20 protein-coding genes are annotated in these 14,841 nt (G+C 68.2%); 14 read left to right on the top strand and 6 right to left on the bottom strand.

Going from position 1 to position 14,841, the window contains the following annotated elements:
• Positions 1 to 147: 147 nt before the first annotated feature.
• The 3 genes from M3Q23_15960 to M3Q23_15950 all read left to right on the top strand — a co-directional run bounded on the left by M3Q23_15960 (position 148) and on the right by M3Q23_15950 (position 2,429).
• Positions 148 to 393 carry a hypothetical protein gene (locus M3Q23_15960; GenBank protein MDP9343551.1) on the top strand — a complete coding sequence of 82 codons (246 nt, stop codon included), beginning with the start codon at positions 148 to 150 and terminating at the stop codon, positions 391 to 393.
• 9 nt (positions 394 to 402) lie between these two features.
• Positions 403 to 1,671, top strand: a complete 1,269-nt coding sequence (locus M3Q23_15955) for an MFS transporter (protein MDP9343550.1) — start codon at positions 403 to 405, stop codon at positions 1,669 to 1,671.
• Between the two features lie 104 nt (positions 1,672 to 1,775).
• On the top strand, positions 1,776 to 2,429 hold the full coding sequence (locus M3Q23_15950) for a hypothetical protein (GenBank protein MDP9343549.1): 654 nt from the start codon (positions 1,776 to 1,778) through the stop codon (positions 2,427 to 2,429).
• 53 nt (positions 2,430 to 2,482) lie between these two features.
• Here the strand turns inward: M3Q23_15950 and M3Q23_15945 are convergent, their stop codons facing one another.
• On the bottom strand, positions 2,483 to 3,637 hold the full coding sequence (locus M3Q23_15945) for a Fic family protein (GenBank protein MDP9343548.1): 1,155 nt from the start codon (positions 3,635 to 3,637) through the stop codon (positions 2,483 to 2,485).
• A gap of 121 nt (positions 3,638 to 3,758) precedes the next feature.
• Between M3Q23_15945 and M3Q23_15940 the strand changes: the two genes are divergently transcribed.
• From M3Q23_15940 to M3Q23_15930, 3 genes are all read left to right on the top strand, one after another.
• Positions 3,759 to 4,703 carry a threonine/serine dehydratase gene (locus M3Q23_15940; GenBank protein ID MDP9343547.1) on the top strand — a complete coding sequence of 315 codons (945 nt, stop codon included), beginning with the start codon at positions 3,759 to 3,761 and terminating at the stop codon, positions 4,701 to 4,703.
• A 2-nt stretch (positions 4,704 to 4,705) separates the two neighbouring features.
• Positions 4,706 to 5,584 (top strand): DNA-3-methyladenine glycosylase 2 family protein, encoded by an 879-nt coding sequence (locus M3Q23_15935; protein ID MDP9343546.1) that lies wholly within the window; start codon positions 4,706 to 4,708, stop codon positions 5,582 to 5,584.
• A 94-nt stretch (positions 5,585 to 5,678) separates the two neighbouring features.
• On the top strand, positions 5,679 to 6,092 hold the full coding sequence (locus tag M3Q23_15930) for an SRPBCC family protein (protein ID MDP9343545.1): 414 nt from the start codon (positions 5,679 to 5,681) through the stop codon (positions 6,090 to 6,092).
• 141 nt (positions 6,093 to 6,233) lie between these two features.
• Here the strand turns inward: M3Q23_15930 and M3Q23_15925 are convergent, their stop codons facing one another.
• Positions 6,234 to 6,530: a hypothetical protein gene (locus M3Q23_15925; protein MDP9343544.1), complete on the bottom strand. Its 297-nt coding sequence runs from the start codon at positions 6,528 to 6,530 to the stop codon at positions 6,234 to 6,236.
• Positions 6,531 to 6,898: 368 nt separating this feature from the next.
• Between M3Q23_15925 and M3Q23_15920 the strand changes: the two genes are divergently transcribed.
• From M3Q23_15920 to M3Q23_15905, 4 genes are all read left to right on the top strand, one after another.
• Positions 6,899 to 7,090: a hypothetical protein gene (locus M3Q23_15920; GenBank protein MDP9343543.1), complete on the top strand. Its 192-nt coding sequence runs from the start codon at positions 6,899 to 6,901 to the stop codon at positions 7,088 to 7,090.
• Between the two features lie 383 nt (positions 7,091 to 7,473).
• Positions 7,474 to 7,668, top strand: a complete 195-nt coding sequence (locus M3Q23_15915) for a hypothetical protein (GenBank protein MDP9343542.1) — start codon at positions 7,474 to 7,476, stop codon at positions 7,666 to 7,668.
• A 141-nt stretch (positions 7,669 to 7,809) separates the two neighbouring features.
• A complete protein-coding gene (locus tag M3Q23_15910; GenBank protein ID MDP9343541.1) occupies positions 7,810 to 8,199 on the top strand; it encodes a VOC family protein in 390 nt (129 codons plus the stop codon).
• A gap of 38 nt (positions 8,200 to 8,237) precedes the next feature.
• Positions 8,238 to 9,053 (top strand): alpha/beta hydrolase, encoded by an 816-nt coding sequence (locus M3Q23_15905; protein MDP9343540.1) that lies wholly within the window; start codon positions 8,238 to 8,240, stop codon positions 9,051 to 9,053.
• A 7-nt stretch (positions 9,054 to 9,060) separates the two neighbouring features.
• On the opposite strand, the gene M3Q23_15900 is transcribed toward M3Q23_15905, so the two are convergent.
• The gene (locus M3Q23_15900; protein ID MDP9343539.1) at positions 9,061 to 9,492 is read right to left on the bottom strand and encodes an ester cyclase; all 432 of its coding nucleotides are present in this window, start codon (positions 9,490 to 9,492) and stop codon (positions 9,061 to 9,063) included.
• Positions 9,419 to 9,808, bottom strand: a complete 390-nt coding sequence (locus M3Q23_15895) for a hypothetical protein (GenBank protein MDP9343538.1) — start codon at positions 9,806 to 9,808, stop codon at positions 9,419 to 9,421. The genes M3Q23_15900 and M3Q23_15895 overlap by 74 nt, the downstream gene beginning before the upstream one ends.
• A 112-nt stretch (positions 9,809 to 9,920) precedes the next feature.
• Here M3Q23_15895 and M3Q23_15890 point away from each other — a divergent pair, with 112 nt between their 5' ends.
• On the top strand, positions 9,921 to 10,265 hold the full coding sequence (locus M3Q23_15890; GenBank protein MDP9343537.1) for a hypothetical protein: 345 nt from the start codon (positions 9,921 to 9,923) through the stop codon (positions 10,263 to 10,265).
• Positions 10,266 to 10,338: 73 nt separating this feature from the next.
• Here M3Q23_15890 and M3Q23_15885 read toward each other — a convergent pair whose 3' ends face one another.
• Both M3Q23_15885 and M3Q23_15880 read right to left on the bottom strand, forming a co-directional pair.
• Positions 10,339 to 10,515, bottom strand: coding sequence for a hypothetical protein (locus M3Q23_15885; protein ID MDP9343536.1), 177 nt, complete (start codon positions 10,513 to 10,515; stop codon positions 10,339 to 10,341).
• Positions 10,506 to 11,639, bottom strand: coding sequence for a Fic family protein (locus M3Q23_15880; protein ID MDP9343535.1), 1,134 nt, complete (start codon positions 11,637 to 11,639; stop codon positions 10,506 to 10,508). The genes M3Q23_15885 and M3Q23_15880 overlap by 10 nt, the downstream gene beginning before the upstream one ends.
• A gap of 14 nt (positions 11,640 to 11,653) precedes the next feature.
• Between M3Q23_15880 and M3Q23_15875 the strand changes: the two genes are divergently transcribed.
• The 3 genes from M3Q23_15875 (at position 11,654) to M3Q23_15865 (ending at position 14,572) form a co-directional block, all read left to right on the top strand.
• Positions 11,654 to 12,013 (top strand): type II toxin-antitoxin system RelE/ParE family toxin, encoded by a 360-nt coding sequence (locus tag M3Q23_15875; GenBank protein ID MDP9343534.1) that lies wholly within the window; start codon positions 11,654 to 11,656, stop codon positions 12,011 to 12,013.
• Entirely contained in the window at positions 12,010 to 12,489 is a 480-nt protein-coding gene (locus tag M3Q23_15870) for a helix-turn-helix domain-containing protein (GenBank protein MDP9343533.1), read from the top strand. Before M3Q23_15875 ends, M3Q23_15870 begins: the two co-directional genes overlap by 4 nt.
• A 250-nt stretch (positions 12,490 to 12,739) precedes the next feature.
• Complete coding sequence (locus tag M3Q23_15865; protein ID MDP9343532.1) at positions 12,740 to 14,572, top strand: glycoside hydrolase family 15 protein; 1,833 nt, start codon at positions 12,740 to 12,742, stop codon at positions 14,570 to 14,572.
• Positions 14,573 to 14,841 lie beyond the last annotated feature (269 nt).

The following is a 14,841-nucleotide window of genomic DNA, read 5'->3' as shown; positions in this document are numbered from 1 at the left end:
GCCCCCGGGAGGGGGGTTGGCCGGGGGCCGCACCGGGGGGTACTTCCAGGAGGACTCCATTCAAGCTCCGGTGGCTTGGAGTTTCCTGTGCGAACGCGTACAGGTCCCTCGGAGACCGGCCGACGCCGTTCCGATAGAGTGCCCTCGATGACCGAGACCGAGGTTCCGGACCCCGACCGCGCCGAGGACGAGCTGGAGGAAGAGGAGGGGGAGGAGCCCCTCCGGCGGGCCGCGGACAACTCCGAGGTCCCCGAGGCCGACGCCCAGGAGCAGGCCCAGCCGCTCCGCCGGGGCTCCAACGAGCGCCCGTCTGAACGCCCCGAGGTCCCCGAGGCCGACGCCCAGGAACAGGCCCGAGCGGCCTGGAACGAGGACGACGACGACTACCGGTAACCGTCGGCAGTGAACCCGAAGCGCGTGATCCGCGGGTACCTCGTGATCAGCGGGCTGTTCACGCTATCGGCCTCGCTGATCTGGGGGATCAACACCCTGTTCCTGCTGCACGCAGGCCTGTCGATCTTCCAGGTGTTCCTGGCCAACGCCGCGTTCACCGCCGCCATGGCCCTGTTCGAGATCCCCACCGGCGTCGTGGCGGACACGTTGGGACGCCGGGTCTCGTTCCTGCTGTCCGAGGCCACGCTGGCCGTGGGGACGCTGGCCTACGTGGGCGTCGCGGCCATCAAAGGGGGCCTGCTCCTGTTCTGCCTGGCCGGGGTGATCCTGGGCCTCGGTTACACGTTCTATTCGGGCGCGGTGGAGGCGTGGCTGGTGGACGCGCTCAAGGCCACCGGATACGAGCAGGAATTGGACCGCGTGTTCGCCCGGGCCTCCATCGTGTCGAGCGTGGCCATGCTCATTGGAACCGTGGGTGGCGGGCTGCTCGGTCAGCTCAACCTGTCTATCCCCTACCTGGTCCGGGTGGCGTTGCTGCTCATGGCGTTCGGCGTGGGCGTCCGGACCATGCACGACATCGGCTTCACGCCCCGGGCCATGCACCTGCGCGGCGTGGTCGGCGAGATGCGCACGGTCGCCCGAGCCGGCATGACCTACGGGTGGCGGAAGCCGTCCGTCCGCCTGCTGGTCATGTACTCGTTCCTGTCGTACGGGTTCTTCTCGTGGGCCTGGTACGCGTGGCAGCCCTACTTCCTGGACCTGTACGGAAAGAACGCCATCTGGCTCTCGGGCCTGATCGCGGCGTTCTTCTCCCTGGCCGGGATCGCCGGCAACGTCCTGGTCGGACGGCTGGTGAAGCCGGGCCGGAGGCGGACCACGATCCTGCTCGGGGCGTCGGCGGTCACGGCCGCGACCATGGTTGCCACCGGGACCTTCCGCACCTTCTGGGTGGCCGTGCCGGTGTTCCTGCTGGGCGCCGTCGCCGGCGGGGTCCTCTCGCCGGTCCGCCAGACGTACCTCCACGCCTCCATCCCCACCTCGGAGCGAGCCACCCTGGTCTCGTTCGACTCCCTGGTGGGAAGCCTGGGAAGCGTCGGAGGGCAGACCGGCCTGGGATTCCTGTCCCAGGAGCGATCGGTGCCGGTCGGGTTCGTGGTGGGAGGCCTGTTCACCTTCCTGGCGCTGCCGATCTTCGGGCGCCTCCGGGCCCTGAACGAGCCCGTCGACCGGATCACGGCAGCCGCGCCCGAGCGCGAGACGTCAGTCATCCCGACGTAGGGTCGGAGTACGCCCCGGTCCGGCCGGCCCGGCCGGGCCTGGACACGATCATCCCTCGCGACCAAGATGCCCTCGGGGACCACTCGCGTAAGGAGACGATGCGCATGCCGGATTCGGAGAGCCGGGCTCCCGCCCCGACGGAAAGCCATTCGATTCCCCGTCGCGGCTCGCGATTCCGGCTGAACGCCATCTGGATCGGCGTGGCCCTGATCGTGATCCTCTCCGCGGCGCAACTGATCGGGATCATCTTCCAGAACCTCAACCAGACCCGGATGGGAGCGATCTTCGCCATCGGCGTGGTCTCGTTCCTGGGGACCCTGTCCCTCGGCCATCAGGGCCGGCGCTACCATCCGTTCGAGAGCTCCGAGGTCCGCACCGCTCTCACCACCGCGTTCGCCATGGTCTTCTTCGCCGCCGTGGCGATCTTCCTGTTCTCCACGAACACCGTCCACGACTTCGGCCGAACATTGATGAGCAACCTCACCTCGCTGTTCGGCGTGGTGATCGGGTTCTACTTCGCGTCGTCTGCGGTGGTCGAGTACGGCAAGATCCGCGCCGGAGCCGGAAAGGACACTGATCCGGCCTCCGGCGACGCCTCACCGCCGCCGCTGGCGTCCACGTCCGCCCTGGAGGCCAAGCTCGCCGAGCTCGAGGCGACCGTCGCCAGGCTGACCGCGGCCTCCGCGGCGCCGGACGGCCACGAGAAGCCCCCGGCGCCGGCGCCCACGGAGCCGATCGCCTCGGTGCCCCGCGACTGATTGCGGGGCCGGTCGCGTCCAGACGCAAATCGGCTGCGCCATGGTCTGGACGTTCAATCGCGCGCGGTCGCGCCGGGAAAGAGGTCCAGGTACTCCCGATAGGCGAACAGACGGTTCCGGCGCCGGCCCGTTACCTCACGAAGCAAGCCAACCTCAGCGAGCTCACGCAGCAACGCGGCCGCCGTTGGCTGGGAAACTTGGAGTAATTCCTGCACTAGCTTCACGGACACCACGGGCTGACGGAACAGCCGGTCCAGAAGTGTGAGGGCCGATGCGGCTCGACGGCCGAGCCCGACGCCGACCCGAGCTCGGTCCCGTTCCCTGAGGTCCGATATCCGGGTGGCCGTCTCGGTGGCTTCGGTCGCCACTTGCGCCACACCATCAAGGAAGAACGCGAGCCAACCCTCCCAATCTCCGTCGTCCCGGACGGCCTGGAGCCGGGCCATGTAGTCGTCCCGATGCTCCTTGAAGTAGAGGGACGTGTACAGCAGCGGTCTACGCAGGACCCCCTGCTCGGTCAGCCAGAACGTGATGAGCAGCCTCCCGGTCCGGCCGTTACCGTCAAGGAACGGATGGATCGTTTCGAACTGCGCGTGCGCGATGCCAGCCTTGAGGAGAGGAGGGACAGGTTCCGGATCGTGTAGGTAGCTTTCGAGATTGGCGAAAGCGTCCGAGACCAATTCGGGCGGGGGCGGGATGAAGCGGGCCGTGGCCGGGGAACCGCCTCCGATCCAGTTCTGAGACCTCCGGAACTGGCCCGGCGTCCTTTGCGGTTCGCTGCCCCGGACACCTTCCATGAGCTTGCCATGCACCTCGCACAGGAGGCGCCTGGACAACGGAAGGTCCGAGAGGCGAGCCAGGCCGTGGTTCATTGCCCGGACGTAGTTGATGATCTCTGCGACGTCCACGCGTCGTTCGGCACGCTCCATCTCCGCCTCGAACTCCAAGACATCCATCAGGGAGGCGTGCGTACCCTCGATCTGGCTCGAAAGGACCGCCTCTCGCCGGACGTACTGGAGAACGAAGAGGTCCGGATCGGGCAAGACGCTCACGGCCCCGTCCAACCTCCCGAGCGCCCGGTCTGCCTCCGAGAGCAGCGCCACGAGCGATTCGTCGAGGCGAAGATCCCCAGGCGGCAGCGGCCTGGGAAGGAAGGCCCGGTATCCTCCCCTCTGACGCTCGTAGTGGCCCGCTCGGGTGCTCGCCATCCCGATCCTTTGCTAGGTCCGATGTTAAATAAGGATACTCGGTGAACCTTATTTAGTCTGGCACCTTGGCAAAGGTTCCGCATGGCAGGTGGATGGCACATCCCGCGTACCATCTGGGGCCATGGAGCCGCCCACCATCGTCGACGTGCTCCAAGCCCGCCGCCGCATCGCGCCCTACCTGCACCGGACGCCGCTGTTCAACTATCCGGCGCTCGACGAGCTGGTCGGCACCGAGGTGTGGGTGAAGCACGAGAACCACCAGCCGGTCGGCGCGTTCAAGGTCCGGGGCGGTGTCAACCTCGTCCTACAGCTCACCGAGGACGAGCGCCGCCGGGGCCTGATCGCCGCCTCCACCGGCAACCACGGCCAGTCCCTGGCGTACGCCGGCCACCTGTTCGGCGTGCGGGTCCTCATCTGCGTCCCCGAGAACGCCAACCCGGTGAAGGTCGAGTCGATGCAAGCGCTCGGCGCCGAGATCGTCTTCCACGGCCGCGACTACGACGAGGCCCGCGAGCACGCCGAGGCGCTGGCCGCCGCCCAGCACCGCTACGTGCACTCCGGCGACGAGCCGCCTCTCCTCGCCGGAGTCGGCACCCTCACGCTGGAGATCCTCGAGGACCAGCCGGACGTCGAAGCGATCATCGTCCCGATCGGCGGAGGCAGCGCGGCCGCGGGCGCCTGCGTGGTGGTCAAGGGCATGGGCCACCCGGCTCGCGCCGTCGGCGTGCAGTCCGAGGCGGCGCCGGCGGCGTTCAGGTCCTGGCAGGCCCGCAAGCTGGTCGAGGACCGCATGGAGACGTTCGCCGAAGGCCTGGCCACCCGGACCGCGTTCGACCTCCCCCAGAGGATCCTGTGGGACCACCTGGACGACTTCGTCCTGGTCAGCGACGACGAGATCCGCAGCGCCACCCGCCACATGATCGAGAAGACCAGGAACCTCGTGGAGCCCGCGGGCGCCGCCCCCCTGGCGGCGGCCCTGAAGCTCGGGCTGGCCGGCAAGAAGGTCGCCCTGATGTGCAGCGGCGGCAACATCAGCCCGAGTCAGCTCCGCGATCTACTCTCCTGATCGTGAAGGAACGCCGGCTCGAACCCCAGCTCCCCTTCGACCTGCACCTCACCCTCGGCAGGCTGGCCCACGGAACCGGCGACCCGACGGTCCGAGTGGAGCCGGACGGCATCTGGCGAGCCACCCGGACGCCCGATGGCCCGGCCACGCAACACGTCACCAGCGAGAACGGAACCATCGTCGTGCAGGCGTGCGGCCCGGGCGCCTCGTGGCTCCTGGAAGCCGCCCCCGACCTGCTCGGCCTCCACGACGACCCGGTCGACTTCCGCCCGCAGCACCGGATCGTCCACGAGCTGCACCGCAGGTTCCGCGGCCTCCGCATCGGCCGAACCAACGCCGTGGTGGAAGCCCTGATTCCAGCGATCCTGGAACAGAAGGTCGTGGGCAAGGGGGCCCGCAGCAGTTACCGAGGGCTGGTGCGAGCCCTCGGCGAACCGGCTCCCGGTCCCGCCGGACTCCTCCTCCAACCCGACCCGCAGCGCCTGGCCGAGACCCCCTACTACGAGCTCCACCCCCTGGGCATCGAACGAAGGCGAGCCGAGGTTCTCCGCGACATCGGCCGCCGCGCCGCACGCCTCGAACACCTGACGTCGCCGGAGCGGCTCCGCGCCATCCAGGGCGTCGGAGCGTGGACGGCCGCGGAAGTGGCCGCGGTGGCGTTCGGCGATCCCGACGCCGTCAGCGTCGGCGACTACCACCTCCCCCACCTGGTCAGCTGGGCGCTCGCCGGCGAACCACGAGGCACCGACGACCGGATGCTCGAGCTCCTTTCCCCTTACGCGGGCCAGCGAGGAAGGGTGATCCGTCTGCTCGAGTCGAGCGGCCTGACCGCCCCCCGGTTCGGCCCCCGCCTGCCGGTCCGTTCGATCGCCCGGATCTGACCGGGCAAGCCGGCGCACGGGATCAGCTACGCTGCACACGCCCGAGCGGCCATGAGAAGGGGGAGCAGTGACCACTCGTTCCGCAGGAAGTGTCGTGCTCGGCAAACCCATCGAGGATGTCTACCGGTTCCTGACCGAGGCCAAGCAGGAGACCGACTGGCGCAGCCCCTATGTCCTCTCGTCCCGCCAGCTGACCGATGGCCCGGTGGGAGTGGGCAGCCGGTTCGAGACCGTGAACCGTTTCTGGGGAAAGAAGGAGACGGTGGTCACCGAGATCACCGCCATGGAACCTCCGACCCTCCTGGCGTGGAAGCAGGTCAACAAGGGAACCTTCGTGGCCGATGGCAGCTACCGTCTGGAGCCGGCGAACGGCGGTACCCGCATGACCCTGGAGTTGACAGGCGAAGGGCGCGGCCTCTTCAAGCCCCTGGAGAAGACGTTCGCCCGCTACCAGGAGAAGCGCGTGATTCCCCGCTTCCTGAGCCAGCTCCAAACCGCGCTCGGCTAATCGCGGAGCCGGGGAAGCCTGAAGGACGGCCCATGCCATCGGTGTTCAGCCCAACGAGCGAGGGAGCCCACCGAGGTGGACTCCCTTCGCGTGAAAAACGGCCGCGCCTTCCCTCTGCGCGGTCGACTCCCAGCGACTCGCTCAGACCTTGGCCGGTACGCCCTGGTAGAAGGCGAAGTCACCGACGTAGTTCGAGCGCAGCTCGATCTCGCCGGTCATGTTGTCCTTGATCCACGTCGCGGCCACGGGGGCGGCGGCGTTGGCCTGGTCGTGCGTCTCCCACAGGCTGATCGACAGGAGGGTGCTGTCACCGACGTCGGCAACGCCGTACCGGATGAAGCCCGGCTGCGCCTGGAACTTCGGGAGCATGCCCTCCTTGGCGCGGTCGGCCACTTCCTGGAAGGTGCCCTTGTTGATCGCGTAGGTTGCGACGCGCACGTGTCTCATGAAATCGCTCTCCTTCACTGCTCGGTGTCCAGACCGCTCGGGCCAACTGGAACCAGATCGAGAGCGAATCGCTCGGGGTATCAGGCCCTGCGCTGAAGCCAACGGTGGGACGGGATCAGAGGAAGCGATCCCGTGAGTGCTGGTTTCTCCCGTCAAGAACGGGGTCGCGTCTCCATCGAGTGTACGTCTTTGCCCCGACGGCGGACGGGCAGCGCCTGTCCCGGCGATGTGACGGCCATGTTGAGATTCCCGTGAGGTGCCGGCGTCGGGCCCCTCGGCCGGCGTAGCGCCCCCCACGCCGTGGGAGGATGGACCACCGACCGGCGACCGGCGACCGGCGACCTCAGGAGGTGGATCCGATGGACCGATTCATCGTCGAGCTGCACACCGACCATTCCGACAGCACGAAGTACTTCCTGGCCCGGGACGAGTCCGGCCGTGAGGCCGAGTCCGACCACGTGGGCGGCTTCCGGGACCCGCACGCCCGCGTGGCGCTGGCCACGCAGGCCCTGGCCCGCCTGGGAGAGCGCATCGCCGCCGAGGTGGCCTGAGCCGCCTCGCCCTCCCCCGATCGGAACTACCGCCGGAGGTTCCGGTCCTTGAACAGGTGCCCGCAGTCCATGCACTTCATGTTCACCCGAGCCCCGGGCCCGGCGTGGAGGAACGGCTGCGTGCGATCCGATCCGCAGGAGGGGCAAGCCAACCGCGGTGAAGCGGGCAAGGCCCCGGCGCCCCGAGGCTCGGACACCCCCGCCGACCCGTCCCCGCGATCCTTCTCCGCCTCTCCCACAGGTTCGTTTATACAGCCCGACGAGCCTCATGGCCCAAGAGCCGGACGTGGCGCCCGTGTGCGGGTGCAGGATTTCTCTCGCCGGCGGGTGGCTCGCGGCCTGAAACGCCGTCAAGCCGCCGCCGGCGCAGGTACACTAGACAGGTGAGTTCCTCAGGCGTCTACCAAATCGATCCGGACACGATCTTCCGGGTCACGGAGACCGTCGAAGGAGGCCTCCAGGTGGAAGTGCTCCAGGACGGCGCCTGGGTCCGCGGGCGCATCGGAATGGTCGGCCTCCGCCTGAACGACTCCACCACCAAGCTCGGCCCCGCCGCCATCCGCCTGCTCCCGGCGTAACCACCAGCAGGCGGGGATCACGCGCCTCCTCCACGCTTCCAGCTTCAGACTGAATTCCTCCGAGCCGATCACGAGCGCGGTTTGACAGCCGATCCGGTGGTCGCAATGCTCATCTCGCACACGACCCCGAGGAGGTGGGAGATGTTCGAAGAGCGCCGTTGCGCCGCGATGCTTCCGGCGAGTGACGTCGAACGGGCCAAGCAGTGGTACGCCGACACGATGGGGCTCAAGCCGACCCAGGAGGATGAGGGCGGCGTGCAGTACTCGGCCGGCGACGGCACCGAGTTCTGGGTGTACCCCTCGCAGTACGCCGGGACCAACCAGGCGACCGCCATGGGATTCATGGCGAAGGACCTCTCCGCGGAGATGGATGCGCTCAAGTCCCGGGGCGTGACCTTCGAGGAGTACGACATCCCCGGGGTCAAGACCGTGGACGGGATCGCCGAGTTCGCTCCGGGAGAGCGGGGGTGCTGGTTCAAGGACAGCGAGGGGAACATCATCGCGCTGTTCGAATCGGCCAGGTACAGCTAGCTCCCCAAACGGCCAGTCTCGTCGGCGTTGCCCGTGCCATGACGCCTACCCGGACCTTGCACCAGATCGAGGTCGGGGGGCTCAGCATCGCCTATCAGCGGGTGGGAACGGGACCACCGCTCGTCCTCCTGCACGGGGGCCCTCTGGACAGCAGGGAGTGGCGGCGCCAGCTGGAGGCCCTGTCCGACGAGTTCACCGTGGTGGCGTGGGATGCTCCCGGCTGCGGCCGGTCTTCGGATCCGCCTGAGACGTTCCGCTCTCCCGACTACGCCGACTGCCTGGCCGCCTTCATCGAAGCGCTCGGCCTGGAGGGGCCGCACGTGGCCGGACTGTCGTTCGGAGCCGTCCTCGCTCTGGAGCTCTACCGCCGCCATCCCAGCGTCCCGAAGACGCTGGTGCTGGCCTCGGCCTACGCGGGATGGGCGGGCTCGCTTGCCCCAGAGCTCGTCCAGCAGCGCCTCCACCAGTGGCTGCGGCTGGCCGACCTCCCGCCCGATCATTGGGCGCGCGAATGGATCCCCGGCCTCCTCACGGAATCGGCACCGGCGGACCTGGTCGAGGAGGTCACGGCGATCCTGTCCGAGTTCCATCCGGCGGGGCAGCGAACGATCGTGCGCGCGTTCGGGTCCGAAGCCGACCTCCGCGACGTCCTTCCGCGCATCGATGTGCCGACCCTGCTGCTGTACGGCGACCAGGATGTGCGTTCCCCGCTGAGGGTGGCCCAGGACCTCCACCAGGCGATCCCAGCATCGAAGCTCGTGGTCATCCCCGGAGCCGGCCATCTCTGCGACGTCGAGGCCGCCGAGCGCTTCACTATCGAGGTCCGGAGCTTCCTCCAGTCCGTGCAGGACTGAGCGGGCCTCAGCCCGAGGCAATCACGCCCAGCTGCTGCATCAGGTCCAGGAGGTCGTCGCTCAGCCAGTACTCGCGGATCAGCCCGCCGTCTGCCCGCCAGATGTCGTTGCCGTGGAAGCGCACCAGGGTGCCGGCCGGCGCGGTGCTGCCCGGGATGCCGCCCTGGTAGGAGCCCTCGGCGATCCAGCGACCGGCCACCATCCCGCCGTCCACGATCGGCCCGACCTCGACGGTGAACCGCAGGTCGGGGAAGAGCGAGCGCGTCTGCTCGATCCATGCGATCAGGCCCTCCCGCCCGCCGAGCTGATCGGGGATCCGTGGGGGAGGGATCCGGTGGATGGCGAGCTCCGGGTGGATGATCCGCTCAGCCAGCGCGAGGTCGCCGTTCCACAGCTCGATCCACCGATCCCACAGCTCCTTCATGTCGTCCGTCGGCATCCGAGACTCCTTCGCTCAGGCTTCCCTGCGCCAGCCCGAAGGGGCTGCCCTCAGAGTCACGGCACACGACCCAGCGCTCGCCGGGATGGACGACCTCGCCGCCGGCCGCGCGGACCCGTTCGAGAGCCGCCTGCAGGTCATCGACCGAGAAGTAGACGAGGCAGAAACGGAGGCGCGCGCGTGCGAGTCTACCGACGATCTCCCTGCTCTCGAACGGCCTCCCGCATGCGCGCTTCCTCAGCACGATCGCGCCCCCGCTCGAGCACGGTGACGATCTCAGGGTCCGGCTGAAATGGAGGCGGTGCCTCCTCCCCATCCGTGGCTGGCTCCTGGGGCGTCGCTTCCTGCGGCTCAGACTCCATACTCACCTGAACCAGTCTACGAGCACACCGAGACCGATGAGAACGGCCCCCATCGCGAGGAAACCCATGGAAGCCTTGAGGCGACTGCGTGTCGGCCAGTCGGAGTCGTGCGAGCCCCGGTTCCGCCGCGAGATACCGATCTCGGAACGCCCGGAGGTCGACCGTGCCGTGACGCCGTGGCCAGAACGCCCACAGGGCGAGCAAGGCACCGGCGAGGGCGACGCAGCGGCCCGACTCGACGATGAGGTTGACACGAAGAGGCGCGAGTGCGGCGAGGGCGCCGGCGAACCCCAGAATGACGCCGGCCTTCGCGTCCAGGGCATCGAAGTGCTGGAGTTGCGCCCCTCGCTCGGATCGGATGACGTCTTCGACGATGCTCAGGGAGCGCAACCCGCCCCGGCCGGCGCGTGAGTTGTACGGCTCCACGCCCGCAACGCTAGTGCGAGGTGCTGACACGACCTCAAGGGGGCCCAAGCGTTGGTTTCTACTGCCGGGCGGTCGCTTCGGGGAACAGGTCCAGGTACTCGCCATACGCGAACAGACGGTTCCGTCGGCGGCCCGTGATCTCGCGAAGCAACCCGACCTCCGCCAGATCGCGCACCAGAGCCGATGCGGTTGGCTGGGAAACCTGGAGCATCGCCTGCACCAGCTTCACGGACACCACGGGCTGCCTGAACAGCTGATCGAGCAGGGCGAGCGCCGAGGCGGCGCGTCGGCCGAGACCGGCACCGACCCGGGCCCGATCCCGCTCTCGTAGGTCCGTGATCCGGGTCGCCGTCTCGGTGGCCTCGGTGGCCACCTCGCCACTCCGTCGAGGAAGAAGGCGAGCCAGCCTTCCCAGTCCCCGTCGTCCCGGATGGCCTGGAGCCTGTCGATGTAGTCGTCCCGGTGGTCCTTGAAGTACAGGGACGTGTACAGGAGCGGTCTCCGCAGGACGCCCTGCTCAGTCGGCCAGAACGTGATCAGCAGTCTCTCGGTCCGGCCGTTCCCGTCGAGGAACGGGTGGATGGTCTCGAACTGCGCGTGTGCGATGCCCGCCTTCAGGAGCGGCGGGACCGGTTCTGGATCGTGGAGGTAGTTTTCGAGGTTGGCGAAGGCGTCCGACACCAGCTCGGGCGGAGGCGGGACGAACCGGGCCGTGGCGGGTGAGCCGCCCCCGATCCAGTTCTGCGATCTACGGACCTCGCCCGGTGTGTTGTGAGGTTCACCGCCGCGGACACCCTCCATGAGCTTGGCGTGCACCTCGCAGAGGAGACGCCGCGACAGGGGAAGCTCCGCGAGGCGGGCCAAGCCGTGGTTCATGGCCCCGACGTAGTTGATGATCTCGGCGACGTCGACCCGCCGCTCGGCCCGCTCCATCTCGGCCTCGAACTCAAGGACGTCCATCAGCGAAGCGTGCGTCCCCTCGATCTGGCTCGAGAGGACGGCCTCCCGACGGACGTACTGGAGCACGAAGAGGTCCGGATCAGGCAGCACGCCCACTGCGCCATCGAGTCTCCCAAGGGCTCGATCCGCCTCGGAGAGCAGCGCGACCAGCGATTCGTCGAGGCGAAGCTCCTGCGGCTGGCAGAGGCCCGAGGAACGAAGGCACGGGTCCCCTCCTGGCTGGCGCTCGTAGACCCGCGCGCTCCGGCGGTCGAGTCCTAGCGCGTCCGCTCGGTAGGCGGGCGGGGGGTCGACCGGCTCGCGCGGATCGCACGTCTCGTCGATGACCGCGCACGAGAGCTCCGAGTCGTGGGTGCAGGAGCGGCAGTTCAGGCTGTCCGAGCGGATCCCCGCCCACACGTCGTGGACTATTCGTGGCTTGGGAGGTCGAGTTCACGGATGAATTCGGAGCCTGGTGGAACACCCTTTCCGAGGTGGAGCAGGATGCAATCGATGCTGTCGTTGAGATCCTCCAAGAAGAGGGTCCCGGGCTCCGGCGCCCCCTGGTGGCGCCCATCGAGATCTCCCGCCACTCGAACATGAAAGAGTTGATTCCGCCGAAGGGCAACTTGAGAGTGCTGTTCATCTTCGATCCGAGACGGATGGCGATCCTGCTCATCGGAGGTGACAAGACTGGGCGATGGAAGCAATGGTATGAGCACATGGTCCCGATTGCGGATCGGCTGTACGACGAGCATCTCGAGGAACTACGACGAGAGGGAGAGCTGAAATGAGCGCGAGACGAAACTTCAACGAGCTGCGGGCGGCTATCGACGCCGACCCTCGTCGGCGCGCTCGAGTCGAGGAGTTCAAGCGAGGAGCCAGGGACTCGCTAACGCTTTTCGAACTCCGAGAGTCGCAGCAGTTGCGGCAGGTCGATGTGGCCGATGTCCTCGGCGTCTCCCAAGCGAATGTCTCGCGTGTGGAACGCGAAGGTGATGTCTACCTCTCCACCCTGCGCAACTACGTGACCGCCATCGGCGGGGAGCTTGAAATCCGGGCTGTCTTCCCGGACCGGGAGGTCAAAGTGATGGGTCTCTCCATGAAGGGAGGTGGACAAGTGCCCGCATCGCGGAAGACAGGATCCAGGGCGGCCAAGGCCGCGTCGAAGGTTCTCCGTGACAAGAGGACCAGCAAGGCCTCGAAGACCGCAGCGGCGAGCGCGCTCAGCCAGCGTGCGCCAAAGCGTTCGGCGAAGAAATCGAAGTAGCGACCAATTCTGCCCGCCCAGGGGGCGAAGGCCGAGGCCTGTTCAAGCCCCTCGAGAAGACCTTCGCCCGCTATCAGGAGAAGCGCGTGATCCCCCGCTTCCTCCGCCAGCTCCAGGCAGCGCTCGGCTGACAGCGCTCGAGGGCCCCTCCTTCCCCGCGTGTGTAACGCGGGACCATCGGGAGAGACGGTAGGTCGGAACTCGGCGGAGCGGATCCGGGTTCCCCGTAGAGATCACCAGGGAGGGGCCAATGAGCACAACGCCGATCGCCGACTACGCGCTGATCTCCGACTGTCACTCGGCCGCCCTGGTGAGCCGGAGCGGATCCATCGACTGGCTGTGCCGGCCCCGATTCGACAGCCCGGCGGTGTTCGCCAGGATCCTGGACCAGTCGGCAGGTCACCACTCCATCGCCCCCACCGGTGAGTTCACCGCCGAGCGCCGATACCTCGACCGGACCATGGTCCTGGAGACGACCTTCCGAACCGACGGAGGCACCGCCGTGCTCACCGACGCCATGGCCCTGGACCCCACCGAACACGGCCACGACCTCGGGGCCGGCGCTTCCCGGGCGCTCCTCCGCCGGATCGAGTGCACCTCGGGGGAGGTCGAGATCGAGGTGGAGTTCGCCCCCCGGCCCGAGTACGGGCTGATCTCGCCGCTCCTCGCTGCGACCGAGGCCGGCATCGAAGCCCGCGGCGGAGCGATGCGATCGCTGCTCTCCACCGACCGGCCGGCCACGATCGAGGGCTCGACCGCCCGGTTCAGGTTCTCCCTGCGCGAGGGCGAGGACGCCGGCTTCGCCCAGCAGTGGCGCACGTCGTTCGACCCCGACCAACCGGCCCCGTGGACCCAGGACCAGATCGCCAAGGGGATCGAGGGAACGGTGGAGGCCTGGCGAACCTGGTCCGGCGTCCACCAGGCGTACGAGGGGCCATGGGAGGACCTCGTGTACCACTCCGGGCGGGTGCTCCAGGCGCTGATGTATCAGCCCACCGGGGCCATCGTGGCCGCGCCCACCACCTCGCTCCCCGAGGGCGTGGGCGGCGAGCGCAACTGGGACTACCGCTATGCCTGGGTCAGGGACGCCTCCTTCACCCTCGACGCCCTGTGGGTGGCGGCGTGCCCCGACGAGGCCCTGAAGTTCTTCTCCTGGATGACCGGCGCGGTGGCATCGCAGGTGGTCGGGGGCCGCGACCTCCAGATCATGTTCGGCATCGGCGGGGAGCACGACCTGTCGGAGCGAACCCTGCCGCACCTGTCCGGGTGGAGGGACAGTCGTCCCGTCCGGGTGGGCAACGGGGCGTGGGACCAGCGGCAGCTGGACGTGTACGGGGAGCTGCTGGACGCGGCCTACCGGCTGCGCGACCAGCTGTCGGAGATCGACGAAGCGACCAAGGCGTTCCTGGTCCAGGTGGCGGACGCGGCGGCGAGCCGGTGGCAGGAGAAGGACCAGGGGATCTGGGAGGTCCGGGGGGAGCCCCGGGACTTCCTGTACTCCAAGCTGATGTGCTGGGTCGCGCTCGATCGGGCCATCGACATGGCCCCCCTGATCGGAGGGGAAGCCCGCGTGGAGGACTGGACGCGGACCCGCGACGAGATCCGGGCCGCCATCCAGGAACGCGGGTGGTCCGACCAGGCCGGCGCGTTCACCCAGTACTTCGGGGGGTCCGAGCTCGACGCGTCGAACCTGATGATGGCCATCGTGGGGTTCCTGCCGGCGGACGACCCCCGCATGCTCGCCACCATCGACGCCACCGAGCGGGACCTCACCGACGACCGCGGGCTGGTGTTCCGGTACCGAGCCGAGGAGGGCGTGGACGGCCTGGAAGGAACCGAGGGCACGTTCCTCCTGTGCACGTTCTGGCTGGCCGAGGCGCTGGCCCGAGCCGGCAAGGTGGACCGGGCAAGGGCAGTCTTCGAGCGTGCCATCGCCTTCGCCAACGACGTCGGCCTCCTGGCCGAGGAGGTCGACGAGGAGACCGGTGAGCTACTGGGCAACTTCCCGCAGGCGTTCAGCCACATCGGCCTGATCAACGCAGCGTGGGCCATCTCGCAGGCAGAATCCTCGCCCGGCGTTTGATCAAGTCGGCCGTCCTGCTACAGCGTCGAGGCATCGTCGGGCTGATTCAAGAATGGCGCCGATAGGTTCGTCTATCTTCGGACCGGGTCTCACGTGCCTCCAGCCTCCCCCCCAACTGCCCCTTCAACATGTGACCCGTGGCTGTAAAGGCCGGTCGAAACCTGTAGCGGTGGCCGGTCGAAAACGGGAGCACCTGGGTTGGATGCTAGCGGGTTCGGGGTCCTCCTTCCATGGCTCCTGGAGGGTCCGCTGTAGCCCTCTCCTTCGGA

Source organism: Actinomycetota bacterium (genome assembly GCA_030774015.1).
Lineage (GTDB): Bacteria > Actinomycetota > UBA4738 > UBA4738 > JACQTL01 > JALYLZ01.
The sequence above is the reverse complement of the archived record's forward strand: the minus strand, read 5'-3'. Positions and strand labels throughout refer to the sequence as shown.

Excerpts from the sequence above, each read along its gene's own strand:
- M3Q23_15865 (MDP9343532.1), top strand. The coding sequence starts at position 12,740 with ATGAGCACAACGCCGATCGCCGACTACGCGCTGATCTCCGACTGTCAC.
- M3Q23_15870 (MDP9343533.1), top strand. The coding sequence starts at position 12,010 with ATGAGCGCGAGACGAAACTTCAACGAGCTGCGGGCGGCTATCGACGCC.
- M3Q23_15900 (MDP9343539.1), bottom strand. The coding sequence starts at position 9,492 with ATGCCGACGGACGACATGAAGGAGCTGTGGGATCGGTGGATCGAGCTG.
- M3Q23_15940 (MDP9343547.1), top strand. The coding sequence starts at position 3,759 with ATGGAGCCGCCCACCATCGTCGACGTGCTCCAAGCCCGCCGCCGCATC.
- M3Q23_15950 (MDP9343549.1), top strand. The coding sequence starts at position 1,776 with ATGCCGGATTCGGAGAGCCGGGCTCCCGCCCCGACGGAAAGCCATTCG.
- M3Q23_15920 (MDP9343543.1), top strand. The coding sequence starts at position 6,899 with ATGGACCGATTCATCGTCGAGCTGCACACCGACCATTCCGACAGCACG.
- M3Q23_15895 (MDP9343538.1), bottom strand. The coding sequence starts at position 9,808 with ATGGGGAGGAGGCACCGCCTCCATTTCAGCCGGACCCTGAGATCGTCA.
- M3Q23_15960 (MDP9343551.1), top strand. The coding sequence starts at position 148 with ATGACCGAGACCGAGGTTCCGGACCCCGACCGCGCCGAGGACGAGCTG.
- M3Q23_15905 (MDP9343540.1), top strand. The coding sequence starts at position 8,238 with ATGACGCCTACCCGGACCTTGCACCAGATCGAGGTCGGGGGGCTCAGC.
- M3Q23_15910 (MDP9343541.1), top strand. The coding sequence starts at position 7,810 with ATGTTCGAAGAGCGCCGTTGCGCCGCGATGCTTCCGGCGAGTGACGTC.
- M3Q23_15945 (MDP9343548.1), bottom strand. The coding sequence starts at position 3,637 with ATGGCGAGCACCCGAGCGGGCCACTACGAGCGTCAGAGGGGAGGATAC.
- M3Q23_15890 (MDP9343537.1), top strand. The coding sequence starts at position 9,921 with ATGGAAGCCTTGAGGCGACTGCGTGTCGGCCAGTCGGAGTCGTGCGAG.